Annotated in this window: 11 protein-coding genes; 4 read left to right on the top strand and 7 right to left on the bottom strand. The window is 38.0% G+C overall.

What is annotated here, in order from left to right; translation table 11 throughout:
• Positions 1–149: 149 nt before the first annotated feature.
• The 3 genes from mutT to ACFING_RS04155 all read right to left on the bottom strand — a co-directional run bounded on the left by mutT (position 150) and on the right by ACFING_RS04155 (position 3,004).
• Complete coding sequence (mutT, locus tag ACFING_RS04165) at positions 150–563, bottom strand: 8-oxo-dGTP diphosphatase MutT (protein WP_375621187.1); 414 nt, start codon at positions 561–563, stop codon at positions 150–152.
• Positions 564–688: 125 nt separating this feature from the next.
• Positions 689–1,921, bottom strand: a complete 1,233-nt coding sequence (argJ, locus tag ACFING_RS04160; protein WP_375621186.1) for a bifunctional glutamate N-acetyltransferase/amino-acid acetyltransferase ArgJ — start codon at positions 1,919–1,921, stop codon at positions 689–691.
• Positions 1,922–2,050: 129 nt separating this feature from the next.
• Positions 2,051–3,004: a peptidylprolyl isomerase gene (locus ACFING_RS04155; protein WP_375621185.1), complete on the bottom strand. Its 954-nt coding sequence runs from the start codon at positions 3,002–3,004 to the stop codon at positions 2,051–2,053.
• A gap of 435 nt (positions 3,005–3,439) precedes the next feature.
• On the opposite strand from ACFING_RS04155, the gene secA reads away from it, so the two are divergent.
• From secA to prmC, 4 genes are all read left to right on the top strand, one after another.
• Positions 3,440–6,157, top strand: a complete 2,718-nt coding sequence (gene secA, locus ACFING_RS04150; protein WP_375630002.1) for a preprotein translocase subunit SecA — start codon at positions 3,440–3,442, stop codon at positions 6,155–6,157.
• Positions 6,096–6,587 (top strand): Fur family transcriptional regulator, encoded by a 492-nt coding sequence (locus ACFING_RS04145; protein WP_375611830.1) that lies wholly within the window; start codon positions 6,096–6,098, stop codon positions 6,585–6,587. Before secA ends, ACFING_RS04145 begins: the two co-directional genes overlap by 62 nt.
• A 222-nt stretch (positions 6,588–6,809) precedes the next feature.
• Positions 6,810–7,886 (top strand): peptide chain release factor 1, encoded by a 1,077-nt coding sequence (prfA, locus tag ACFING_RS04140; RefSeq protein ID WP_375630001.1) that lies wholly within the window; start codon positions 6,810–6,812, stop codon positions 7,884–7,886.
• A complete protein-coding gene (gene prmC, locus ACFING_RS04135; protein ID WP_375621182.1) occupies positions 7,883–8,749 on the top strand; it encodes a peptide chain release factor N(5)-glutamine methyltransferase in 867 nt (288 codons plus the stop codon). Before prfA ends, prmC begins: the two co-directional genes overlap by 4 nt.
• On the opposite strand, the gene nrdF is transcribed toward prmC, so the two are convergent.
• Genes nrdF through nrdH form a run of 4 tightly spaced genes read right to left on the bottom strand, consistent with a single transcriptional unit; the run spans position 8,746 to position 12,486 of the window.
• Positions 8,746–9,720: a class 1b ribonucleoside-diphosphate reductase subunit beta gene (nrdF, locus tag ACFING_RS04130; protein ID WP_273722534.1), complete on the bottom strand. Its 975-nt coding sequence runs from the start codon at positions 9,718–9,720 to the stop codon at positions 8,746–8,748. The two genes, prmC and nrdF, sit on opposite strands and share 4 nt — an antisense overlap.
• Before the next feature lie 11 nt (positions 9,721–9,731).
• Positions 9,732–11,882 carry a class 1b ribonucleoside-diphosphate reductase subunit alpha gene (nrdE, locus tag ACFING_RS04125; RefSeq protein ID WP_375621181.1) on the bottom strand — a complete coding sequence of 717 codons (2,151 nt, stop codon included), beginning with the start codon at positions 11,880–11,882 and terminating at the stop codon, positions 9,732–9,734.
• Positions 11,864–12,262 (bottom strand): class Ib ribonucleoside-diphosphate reductase assembly flavoprotein NrdI, encoded by a 399-nt coding sequence (gene nrdI, locus ACFING_RS04120; protein ID WP_375621180.1) that lies wholly within the window; start codon positions 12,260–12,262, stop codon positions 11,864–11,866. Before nrdI ends, nrdE begins: the two co-directional genes overlap by 19 nt.
• Positions 12,262–12,486, bottom strand: a complete 225-nt coding sequence (gene nrdH, locus ACFING_RS04115; RefSeq protein WP_005774163.1) for a glutaredoxin-like protein NrdH — start codon at positions 12,484–12,486, stop codon at positions 12,262–12,264. The genes nrdI and nrdH overlap by 1 nt, the downstream gene beginning before the upstream one ends.
• Positions 12,487–13,090: the final 604 nt, after the last annotated feature.

The raw sequence follows: 13,090 nt of genomic DNA, 5'->3' as shown, positions 1-13,090 counted from the left end.
GTTTTGATTAATTTAACATAAAACAGACTTGAAATGAGAAAAATTTTTACGACTCTGGACTTCCCCATGCAACATAAAAAAATTATAAATTATCATTATAACTCAATATATTAATTTATATTTAAACAATATTTCCTTCTTATAACACATTAAAGAAGGTGATTTTTCAATACCTGAACCAATGGTTTATCAGCATCAGGCATAGGGTATTTATCAAGATCATTAATAAAAACCCATTCTAAATTTTGCCCTTCTCGTCCTTGCGCAACGCCCTCATAATGGTCACAAAGGTACAATGGCATTAAGAGATGAAATGTTTTATAGCTATGGCTCGCAAACGTTAAAGGGTGTAAATTATTTGGTTGAACATAAATACCAAGCTCTTCCTCTAGTTCACGAATTAATGATGCTTCCGGAGTTTCACCTTGCTCAACCTTGCCACCAGGGAACTCCCATAAACCAGCCAGTGATTTTCCTTCAGGACGCTGTGTAAGCAAAACACGATTATTCTGATCTAACAGTGCACATGCAATAACAAGAAGAATGGAACTTTTCATACACATATCACTCCCCAATAGGGAACATAAAGATAACTGACTTTTCTATCATATCCCCTCTGCTCCTAAAAGAGCTCACATACCCCATTTGCTCTGAAAAATAATAAACTGTTAAATATAAAGTGCATCCATTAACTTCTGTAATCGCTATTGATCATAACGTACTCTTTTGTTAAATCGCAAGACCAAACCGTCGCCGTACTCTTACCCAAACCGATATCAACACGAATCGTGATGTGCTTACCTTGCATATAAGTACCTATTGTCTCTTCACAATACTCAGGATCTCGTACGCCATTCACGGCCACACGATGCTCACCAAACCAAATCGTCAATAGATCACGATCGACTTCAACACCGGCCTTCCCAACTGCCATAACGACCCGCCCCCAATTCGCATCTTCACCGGCAATAGCCGTTTTTACGAGCGGTGAATTTGCAATTGATAAAGCAATAGTTTTAGCTGCATTATTTGTTGTAGCACCCACCACATTAACCTCAATTAAATGACGAGCACCTTCACCATCACAAACAACTTGTAGTGCAAGTTCATGCAGAAGTGCACTCAATTGTTTCACAAAAACCCCATAACGCGGATCAGATTTACTTGTAAGACATGGAACATGTTCTTTCCCTGTCGCAAACAACATAAGCGTATCTGAAGTTGAGGTATCGCTATCAACAGTAATTGAATTGAAAGAACCCTCAACTGCCTCTAATAACATGGATTGGAGTGCATCCGAAGAAATGGTAGCATCACTAACCACAAATGACAGCATTGTCGCCATATCGGGTGCAATCATACCAGCACCTTTTGCAATTCCATTAATGGTAACACGCTCTCCCCCACAGTCAAAAGTGCGCGTCGCAAGTTTTGGAAATGTGTCCGTTGTCATTATGGCTTTTGCAGCTTCCAACCAATTTCCCTCTTCTGCTGTCTCTGTCATACTTGGTAAAAGATTGACAATACCCGATGCATCCATTGGCTCACCAATAACACCCGTAGAAGCTATAAAAATTTCATCTTCTCTAACCTTTAAAGCGTTCGCTGCTGCACAAATAATTGCATCGGTTGTGTGCTTTCCTTTGCTTCCTGTAAAAGCATTTGCATTTCCAGAATTCACAACAACACCCCTTGCAACCCCATGAGGAAGCGATGCACGACAATGCTCTACAGGTGCAGATGGACATTTTGAACGAGTAAAAACACCGGCCACACTCACTGGCTTATCGAATATGATGAAAAGAAGATCTGTACGATCTTTATATTTAATCCCAGCTTCAGCTGTTGCTATCCGTACACCAGATAATGGAGAAAGCTCTTGGATCTTTTGAGGCGACAAAGGAGAGATTTTCAAAACCACAATATGCTTTCTATAAAAAAATGAAATGATTGCAGATCAATAACCTCTCATAGAAAACTGCTAGGCTTTTTGAACAAAACTAACCTAGCAAATTATCTATTAAAGAGGCTATCTACTTATTTTTCCTAGCTATTCCGTATCTTCTTCATCAGATGTTTCATCGGGAAGTAGCGTCCCATTTTGATGAAGCGATTCCATGATTTTTGTAACATTAGGATCAGGGTATTTCACATCTATCTTGCTACGCAAATCAACAATCAGTTCTTGATAGCGCTTTTTTATTAGCTGTGTCCGCAACATCTCTTTAACATCATCAAATGCAGGCGGTTGTTTTACACGACGATCTTCTAATTTAATAATATGCCAACCAAAAGGACTTTCAACGGGTTGTTTTGTGTATTCGCCAACTTTCAAACCAAATGCGGCATCTTCAAAAGGCTTGACCATTTGACCATGGCTAAAATAACCAAGATCACCCCCAACGGCAGCAGAACCATCTGTTGAACTTTTCTTTGCAATCTCTTCAAAATTTTCGCCTTTATTTAAATGCTTAATGATAGCTTCTGCTTCTTTTCTCGTTTTGACCAAAATATGACGCGCTTTAACCTCATCCTCTTTAGGTAAAGCAGCAACTTCTTGCTTATAAAGAGCTTCCAAATCAGTATCCGATATTTTATCAACAATCGCCTGTTTAAAATAAAGTTGTTGAAGAACATTGTCACGCATGACTGCCATACGTTTATCGTAAGCTTCTGTCTTATCAAGACCTTTGCTTCTTGCTGCTTTTGCGAGGGCCTGCATATCTAAATAAGCTTTTAGAACCATCATACGGCGTTGTTCATCAGGAAAACGTGCTAAATTAGGATTTATTTCAAGCGCTAAATCATCCAATTGGCCTGCTGTAATATTTTTCCCATCAATAACCGCCATAACATGAGAAGGAGAAACGGCTTTTTCAGAAGTTTTCTCTAAAGTCTTTAAATCACTCGACGATGAATTCAAACCTTCTTGAGCACTCACCCCTAAACTTGTACTTGCCAATAAAGTTGATGCTAAAAAAAGCGTGATAAAGTTAAATTTCATAAATATACTCCTTAAAAATGAAGGCAGGTTCAAGATTCCAATTTTCTTTACCATAACACTTTAATCTTTAAACATAGAGAAATAAATTAGTAATTTTATTTTAAAAAAGTATAAAATTATCCTTTTATCTCAGTTTCTCCAATCCTATCTAATGCAGATGAAAAACATGATAATAGAGAAAAATGACATATTGTATCTTAAATTACTTTGTATTGTATCAGTTAAATAGCATACTTAAAGTTGACATAAAGCGCTTAGCCTCTTATCTCTACTTTATAATTAGAGTGAAAAATTGCACACCAGCAAGTATAATGGTACCATCTGCATTTCATGATGTCACTAATGATATCAGATAATTTGAAGAAAATGTAGAGTATGGGGAGAGCGTATGAATTACCCAACAAGAGTGACAACAATTAAAAGAAAGGGCCAGAGATGGTCAGTTTAGGTGTTTTTGCCCGTAAGTTTTTTGGTTCAGCTCATGAGCGACATCTCAAAGCACTCCGCCAAAAAGTTGCACAAATTAATGCTTTGGAAGAACAATTCGTAAAATTAAGTGATGAGCAGCTTTACCAAAAAACAGATGCCTTTCGTAAACGTCTTAGTGAAGGTGAAAGTGTTGATTTGCTCTTACCGGAAGCTTTCGCGACTGTTCGTGAAGCCGCAAAACGTGTTTATGACATGCGTCCTTTTGACGTGCAACTTATTGGTGGAATGGTCCTTCACGACTGCGGCATAGCTGAAATGCGTACTGGTGAAGGTAAAACATTAATGGCAACTCTACCAATTTATCTCAATGCATTGGAAGGTAAAGGCGTTCATGTTGTGACAGTAAACGATTATCTCGCCAGTCGTGATGCTGAAACAATGGGGAAAATTTTTAGTTTTCTAGGGCTTACAACAGGCGTGATTCTTCATGATCTTGATAGTGATGCCCGCCGAGAGGCCTATGCATGCGACATCACCTATGCCACAAATAATGAACTAGGTTTTGATTATTTGCGTGATAATATGGCTTTCGATCATAGTCAAATGGTCCAACGTGGACATCATTACGCAATTGTTGATGAAGTTGATTCGATTCTTATTGATGAAGCCCGTACCCCCCTTATTATTTCTGGTCCTCTAGAAGATCGTACTGACTTCTATAACCTTATTGATACATTTATTCCTGCCTTAACTCCAGAAGACTATGAAATAGACGAAAAACAAAAAACAACGACCTTTACCGAAGTTGGTACTGAAAAAATTGAAAAAATGCTCGAACAAGCTGGGCATCTTAAAGGTGAGAGTCTTTATGACATAGAAAATGTCGCTATCGTTCATCATGTCAATAATGCTCTAAAAGCTCATAAACTGTTTGCTCGCGATAAAGATTATATTGTTCGCAATGATGAAATCGTTATTATTGACGAATTTACAGGGCGAATGATGCCTGGGCGGCGTTATTCTGAAGGACTTCATCAAGCGTTAGAAGCTAAAGAGCATGTTGTTATTCAACCAGAAAACCAGACACTTGCTTCCATCACTTTCCAAAATTACTTCCGTATGTATAGGAAATTATCTGGCATGACTGGAACTGCAACAACAGAAGCCGAAGAATTCAGAAATATTTATGGTCTTGACGTTGTCGAAATCCCTACAAATTTGCCAATACAACGTATTGATGAAGATGATGAGATTTATCGAACAGCAGAAGAGAAATATCGGGCAATTGTGCGTGATATCCGTCAAGCTCACGAAAAAGAACAGCCTATTCTTGTTGGAACAACCTCTATTGAAAAGTCAGAACAATTGGCAGAGCGTTTGCGAAAAGAAGGCATTACCGATTTTAGAGTCTTAAATGCTCGCTATCACGAACAAGAAGCATATATCATTGCGCAAGCAGGAGTTCCTAGAGCTCTCACCATTGCAACCAACATGGCAGGACGCGGTACGGATATACAGCTTGGTGGTAATGTTGAAATGCGCATCCGACAAGAGTTACAGGATATCCCAGAAGGTCCAGAGCGGACAGCTAAAATTGAAGAAATAAAAAAAGATGTTCAGAAGCTTAAAGAAAAAGCTTTAGCGGCTGGAGGGCTTTACGTTATCGCTACTGAACGTCATGAAAGCCGTCGTATTGATAACCAGCTTCGTGGACGTTCTGGTCGCCAAGGCGATCCTGGTCGCTCAAAATTCTTTCTCTCTCTTCAAGATGATCTTATGCGTATCTTTGGCTCTAACCGTATGGATGGTATGCTGCAAAAACTTGGATTGAAAGAAAATGAAGCTATTATCCATCCATGGATTAATAAAGCCCTTGAAAAAGCACAAAAAAAGGTCGAAGCACGAAACTTTGAAATTCGTAAAAATCTGCTAAAATATGATGATGTCATGAATGATCAACGCAAGGTTATTTTTGAACAGCGTATGGAGGTCATGAATGCAGATGATTTATCAGAAATGATCCTTGAAATGCGTAATGAAGTCGTAGAGGATCTAGTAGAGGCTTATATTCCATCAGGGACATATTCTGAAAAATGGGATGCAAAAACTCTCGAAGAAGAGCTTCAACAACTCTTTAATCTTGAGCTTCCAGTGGAAAAATGGGCAAAAGAAGATGGAATTGCCGAGGAGCAAATTCTAGAGCGTGTATCAGATGCTGTTACAAAACTTGAAAATGAGCGTACTGAACGATATTCTCCAGAAGTTATGGCTTATTTTCACAAAGCAGTATTGCTCGAAACTATTGATACGTTATGGCGTGAACATCTGGTGAGTTTAGACCATTTGCGTTCTGTTGTTGGTTTTCGTGGTTATGCGCAGCGGGATCCGCTCAATGAATATAAGACAGAATCATTTGAACTCTTTCAAAGTATGTTGAAAAATTTGCGCCGAATTGTCACTTCTAAGCTTATGCGCTTTGAAATCATTCAACACCCCACAGAGCCGGCCATGCCTGAGCAAACTGATGCTGCTTCTTCTGTCTTTAATGATCAAAGTCAAGAAAATGCTCCCACCTTATGGGCACGATCACAAGAAAATAGATTTGTTAATCCACAAGATCGTGACCCTAACGATATAACCACATGGGGAAAAGTTGGACGTAATGAGCGTTGTCCTTGCGGTTCAGAGAAAAAATACAAACACTGTCATGGAGCCTTTGTTTGAAAAGCAAACTATGCAAATGAATAAAAAGCGAAATTATGAGCAAGAATTGCGCACAGCTGGTTTAAGAGTAACACGTCAACGACGAGTTATTCTTGATATTTTGACTGATACAAATGATCATCCTAATGCATTTGAAATTTTTCAGCGTGCAAACAAAATAGATTCGAATATTTCACTCTCAACTGTTTATCGAACCATGAAAATATTAGAAGGAAATGGAACAATTCATCGCCATAGCTTTAGTGGTGGTCCATCTCGTTTTGAGCAAGCAGATGGGCAACATCATGATCATCTCATTGATATAGAAACAGGACAAGTTATCGAGTTTCATTCTGATGTTATTGAAAAGCTGCAAGAGGAAATTGCAAAATCTCTTGGCTATGATATTATTCATCACCGCCTTGAACTTTACGGAAAAAAAAACTCTTAAAAAAGTAATCATATATCATTAGATAAAATACCTTAGGCAAATCAAATTTTATAAAAGTTTACCTTTAAAATATAATAGTTTTCATTGGCAAAAAAAAAGAATTGCTTTATTACCCCTCTTTGTATGATGCTATACAGTAATTCATTGCCAATATTATAACAAAAAATCATTGCAACAAAATATTATAAAAATTGTATTATGAAAAATTAGGCCAATATTATCATGGTTTCTTTGCCACAAGATCGTATGAGACAGCTTGAAAAGCGCTTTGAAATAATTGAAAGCCAAATGACGACGAATCCAAATGCTGAAACATATGTCAAATTAGCTTCTGAATATGCAGAACTACAACCCGTTATTACCTCTATACGCGCATTAAATGCTCTTTACGAAGAGATTACAGAATTAGAAACGATTATTAACGATAAACAAACAGATATAGAGATGCGTAATCTTGCCCAGGAAGAGCTATCATCGTTATATAAAAAAGTAGAGCAATTTGAAAAAGAACTCCAGATTCTGCTTTTGCCTAAAGATGTTGCTGATGAAAAAAGCGCTATTATTGAAATTCGAGCAGGAACGGGTGGATCAGAAGCAGCACTTTTTTCCGGTGATCTTTTTCGCATGTATGAACGTTATGCCCATGCTCACCATTGGAAAGTAGAAGTTATTTCACTCAGTGAGGGGGAAGTTGGCGGATATAAAGAGATTATTGCTAGCATTTCAGGAAAAGGTGTTTTTTCTAAATTGAAATATGAATCAGGTGTCCATCGTGTGCAACGCATCCCTGAAACAGAGACAGGTGGACGTATCCATACATCTGCTGCTACCGTTGCTGTACTTCCAGAGGCTGAAGATATTGATATTGATATTCGTCCTGAAGATATTCGTATCGACACAATGCGTGCATCTGGAGCAGGAGGACAGCATGTTAATACAACGGATTCAGCTGTTCGTATCACGCATATTCCAACAGGAATTATGGTCGTACAAGCAGAAAAATCACAACATCAAAACCGAGCACGAGCCCTTCAAATTTTACGGGCACGCTTATTCGATATCGAACGACAAAAAGCGGAAAATGAACGTTCAGCTTCCCGTAAGAGCCAAGTTGGTTCTGGTGATCGTTCAGAACGCATTCGTACCTATAATTTTCCACAAGGACGCATCACGGATCACCGTATTAATCTGACCCTGTATAAGCTTGATCGCATTTTGGAAGGAGATCTTGATGAGCTTATTCATGCACTCATCTCAGATCACCAAACAGCACTGCTGATGGAAATGGACAATAATTGAGCAAATATTCTTTCAAGAATGTTATCCAACAAATGCAAGAAAAATTGCGCACGAAAGGGATTGCTGAAGCCGATCTCGATGCGAGAATACTCGTTGAATGGATAACAGGAATAAATGCTGCTGAAAGAATTTCTAAACCAGATATGCATCTATCTTCTGAGCATATTATACAAATAGAACAGGCTTTACAACGCCGTATTGCAGGCGAACCCATTTACCGTATTATAGGAGCACGAGAATTTTATGGTATATCTTTTACGTTGTCTCAAGAGACGTTAGAACCTCGCCCTGATACAGAAACGCTGATAGATCTTGTTCTCCCTTTTCTCCAAAAACAGATCAAAAACTCGAGAAAAATAACACTCCTTGATATGGGGACAGGAAGTGGCGCCATTGCCATTGCCATTCTTAAACAAATTCCACAATCCTATGCAGTCGCTGTCGATATTTCTGAAGATGCCCTTAAAACAGCGACAAAAAATGCAAAAAATGCTGAAGTAATACATCGCTTCACACCTCTTCTTAGCGATTGGTTTGATTCTGTCACTGGTCACTTTGATTTTATTGTTTCCAATCCACCTTATATTCCCGCAAAAGATATCAAAAAACTTGCAAAAGAAGTGCGCTTACATGATCCATTGCGCGCTCTTGTCGGTGGAAAAGATGGTCTTGATTTTTATCGAAAGCTCGCCCATGAAGCAGCCAACTACTTAAAAGAAAACGGCACTATCGCTGTTGAAATTGGTTACTCTCAAGAAAAAGAAGTATGCAATTTGTTTGAAACAAATGGCTTTCAATGTTTAGAAATGCGCAAAGACCTCAGTGGAATACCCCGCGCACTTCTATTTGCATGCAAACATTAAAATTCCCAATCATCATCCGTAGTAGCAACCGCCTTGCCAATGACATAAGAAGAACCTGCCCCTGAAAAAAAGTCATGATTTTCGTCAGAGTTTGGTGATAAAGCTGCCAAAATAGCGGGATTAACACGACAAACCTCAGGGGGGAAAAGAGCTTCAAAACCTAAATTCATTAAAGCCTTGTTAGCGTTATAATGAAGAAAAATTTTAACATCTTCTGTCAATCCAAGCGCATCATAAAGATCTTCAGTATATTTGCACTCGATGTTATAAAGATCAAAGAGCAGGTTAAAAGCAAAATCTTTAATTTCTTGTCTTTTGGCTTCATCAAGCTTTGCAAAGCCCAATTGGAATTTATAACCTATATAATAACCATGGACTGCTTCATCACGAATGATTAGTCGAATAAGATCTGCTGTATTGGTCAACTTAGCGCGACTGGCCCAATACATGGGCAAATAAAAACCAGAATAAAATAAAAAGCTTTCCAGCAAAGTCGAAGCAATTTTTTTCTTAAGTGGATCATTTGCTTCATAACGCTCAAGTACTAATCTAGCCTTTTTCTGCAAATGAATATTTTCTTCTGACCATCTAAACGCATCATCAACTTCTACCGTCGAACAAAGGGTTGAAAAAATAGAGGAATAAGAACGTGCATGAACCGCTTCCATGAAGGCAATATTCGTCAAAACTGCCTCCTCATGCTCTGTTATCGCATCAGCCAGAAGCGAAATGGCTCCTACAGTGTTTTGAATTGTATCGAGAAGCGTTAGTCCTGTAAAAACACGAATCGTTAGCTTGCGTTCTTCATCCGTTAAGCTTGACCATGAGGGAATATCATTGGAAAGTGGAACTTTCTCAGGTAACCAAAAATTCCCAGTTAAGCGGTTCCATACTTCAAGATCTTTCTCATCATGTAATCTATTCCAATTAACAGCACACACAACAGGATTTTTGGTTGTAATCTTTGTCATATGATGATCTCCTATAAACTGCACGAAACACAGCCATCAACTTCTGTTCCACTTAATGCTACTTGCCGTAATCGTACATAGTAAATACTCTTGATACCCTTTTTCCAAGCATAAATTTGTGCGCGGTTAATATCACGTGTGGTCGCTGTATCAGGAAAAAATAATGTTAATGAAAGACCTTGATCAACATGCTGTGTTGCAGCAGCATAGGTATCTATAATTTTTTCAGGACCAATCTCATAAGCATCTTGGTAAAAATTCAAATTCGTATTATCCATATAAGGAGCGGGATAATAAACGCGCCCAATTTTTCCTTCTTTGCGAATTTCAATTTTTGAAGCAATTGGATGAATGGAAGAAGTGGCATGATTAATATAGGAAATAGATCCCGTAGGTGGAACTGCCTGCAAATTGCGGTTATAAAGCCCATACTCAATAACTAATTTTTTGAGTTCCTGCCAATCCTTTTGATCTGGAATAACAATATTATTCCGTGCAAAAAGCTCTTGCACAAGCGGAAATTGCGGTTTCCATTCTTTTTCAATATATTTTTCGAAAAAACGTCCATCTGCATAAGCTGATTTTTCAAACCCTGCAAACATTTCTTGACGTTCGTGCGCAATTAAATTGGAAGCCCGTATGGCGTGATATGTCACAATATAAAAATAGATATTGGTAAAATCAATCGCTTCTGGAGACCCATAATAGATCTGCTCACGCGCTAGAAACCCATGCAAATTCATTTGTCCCAAACCAATCGCATGACTTTCAGTATTGCCTTTCGCAATGGAAGGCACACAAGCAATATTGCTCATATCCGAAACAGCAGTAAGAGCACGAACAGCAGATTCCACGGTCTGTCCAAAATCAGGACTTTCCATTGCATTGGCAATATTCATGGATCCAAGATTGCAGGATATATCACTTCCAATCGTGCGATAAGTTAAATCTGTCTCCAGTTCACTCGCCTCACTCACCTGCAAAATTTCTGAACATAAATTGCTCATACTTATGCGCCCAGCTATCGGATTCGATCGATTAGCAGTATCCTCAAATAAAATATAGGGATAACCGGACTCAAATTGAATTTCCGCTAATGTCTGGAAAAAAACGCGTGCATTTATTTTCTTTTTACGAATCTTTGCATTATCAACAAAAGAACGATAATGCTCCGTTAAAGAAATATCGCTAAAGGGCTTACCTGTCACACGCTCGATGTCATACGATGAGAAGAGATACATATCCTCATTATTCCGTGCAAGCTCAAAAGTAATATCAGGAATAACGACACCAAGCGAAAGCGTTTTAATTCTAACTTTTTCATCAGCATTTTCACGCTTTGTATCCAAAAACTTCATAATATCTAAATGATGAGCATGCAAATAAACAGCTCCAGCCCCCTGTCGTGCCCCAAGCTGATTGGCGTAAGAAAAAGAATCTTCTAAGAGTTTCATCACCGGTAAAACACCTGAGGACTGATTTTCTATTTGCTTAATTGGCGCCCCTGCTTCCCGCAAATTCGTTAAACAAAGCGCTACACCTCCACCACGTTTTGAAAGCTGCAAAGCCGAATTAACCGAACGACCTATCGATTCCATATTATCTTCAACACGTAGCAAAAAACACGAAACCAATTCACCTCGTTGTTTTTTCCCAGCATTTAAAAATGTCGGTGTTGCCGGTTGAAAACGTCCTGTAATAATTTCATCCACAAAACTTTCAGCAAGAGCTTTATTCCCTTGTGCCAAATATAAAGCTACAAGACAGACGCGATCTTCATAACGTTCAAGATAACGTTTCCCATCAAAAGTTTTCAGTGTATAGCTGGTATAATACTTAAATGCGCCTAAAAAGGTAGGAAAACGAAACTTAAATGCATAAGCACGTTTAAAAAGCTTTTTAATAAAAGAAAAATCATAAAGCTCAAATAAAGCTTTTTCATAATAACCTTCTTCTATTAAGTAATCTATTTTTTCCTTCAGGTTATGAAAAAAAACTGTATTTTGATTAACATGCTGAAGAAAATATTGCCGCGCAGCAAGCCGATCCATATCAAATTGAATATGACCATTTTCATCATAAAGATTAAGCATCGCATTCAACGCATGATAATCAGTAATCTGATCCGATTTCTGCGATTGTCCTATACCAATTGTTTCCAAAATCTTTCCAATCCCTTTTTTACATAAATAACGTCTTCATCAGTTCCACGCAGCTCAAAACGATAAAGGCAAGGTACACAACATTTTTCAGCAATAATTTTACTTGCTAGATTATAATAGCGACCAAAATTACGATTCCCACCGCCAATAACACCACGAATTAATTTTCGGTTCTCAGCTTCATTAAGAAACTGGACAACGGCTTTCGGCACGGCCCCTCTTCCTTCGCCATCTGCATATGTAGGAACAACCAATACATAAGGTTCACCAACCAATGCAGAAGGCTTTTTTTTATCAATTTTGAAGAGTCGTTGCCCAAGCTGCGAGACAAAATGTTCTGTATTACCCGTTGCACTCGAATAATAAACAATAAGCCCCATTAAGCACAAAGACCACTAATCATATCTGGTCTAAAACCAGACCAATGATTTTCACCACAAACAACGACAGGAACCTGACGATACCCCAGAGATTGAACAAAACTGTATGCTTGTTCATCACAAGAAATATCAACAACACGATAATGAATGCCTTTTGCATCAAAAGCGCGGCGTGTAGCATCACATTGGACACAAGATGGTTTGCTATAAATAGTGATCGACATTTTCTTCAACTTTCACAATTCCAAACAATCAACCCTGAAAGGTCAATCTAATAATTTTATAGGTACTCAAGAATAACAAAAAATAGAAATTGTACGCAAAACATGTGGTTATTTTTAAATAATACACAGCTTCCTGAACATAACAGAATTCCTCATCAAATAACTTCAAAAACTATGATGAGAATAAGCGATTATTCTACAACTTAAATGGCAAAGCCCCCTAGTTATAAAACAATCTTTTGCTTGCATTACAATTCCCTCCTGCTGTCTAAAAAACTAATGTTCTAAACTACCGTTTTTCAAGAGCTCTGTTTGCTCTTTTACGGCAAAAATCAATTACAAAAACGAAAGGAAATCCTTCCAAAAGAGACCCTTCAGTAAAAATACTGCTATACCTTTGGCCAATAAACTCTTTACAATAATGGAAATAACTTAGATACCAAACGAAACACACTAACACCCTCTCTTGTGCTTATTTAGAATCACCAATCATTTTGATACTATATATAGTATATACTCTCTCTCTTTCGTCAAGGTGAATTCAATTATTATTTTTAATTTTCCACGATCTTCCCACTAAAATTTTCAGTACTCAAAACTATGT

It is taken from the genome of Bartonella sp. AP150HLJHH (assembly GCF_042196385.1).
Classification (GTDB): Bacteria; Pseudomonadota; Alphaproteobacteria; order Rhizobiales; family Rhizobiaceae; genus Bartonella.
The sequence above is the reverse complement of the archived record's forward strand: the minus strand, read 5'-3'. Positions and strand labels throughout refer to the sequence as shown.